This is a genomic window from Dellaglioa sp. CoH-57-MRSF-17 (genome assembly GCF_056782015.1).
This window is the reverse complement of the sequence record NZ_JBXAXY010000092.1, coordinates 1-344: the sequence shown is the minus strand read 5'-3', so window position 1 is coordinate 344 and position 344 is coordinate 1. Positions and strand designations below refer to the sequence as shown.

The following is a 344-nucleotide window of genomic DNA, read 5'->3' as shown; positions in this document are numbered from 1 at the left end:
CCTTATAGCCAAGTGCCACGAAGTGTAATGGTTATTAGAGAAATGTTTGTAGTCGCGAATTGATAGGAGAACTGATCACCCGGAGCAAACGTCGTGGTTGATTGAACACTCGTAAACGAGTTGCCGTTCACTGTGTCTATGTTAAGTGTTCCTATTTGCGTTCCTGTGTTGGGCGTTGACGCTGGGTACTTCATGATACGTACGGTCGCTGTGGTGCCAGATATCAGTACCGCATTTGCTTTCGCGCCCACGAAGTTCTGCCCGAATTGGCAGTTGTCTGTGAACATGTAGAACACTTCGTTGATGACGTTTGGGTTACCCTGAATGTTGACGGGTAGCCGTGC

General features: G+C 48.3%; 1 protein-coding gene. It reads right to left on the bottom strand.

Going from position 1 to position 344, the window contains the following annotated elements; all coding sequences use genetic code 11:
• Positions 1 to 2 precede the first annotated feature (2 nt).
• Positions 3 to 344: hypothetical protein (locus tag AC1RPJ_RS08015; RefSeq protein ID WP_481762882.1), on the bottom strand; the 342-nt coding region annotated here is incomplete at its 5' end.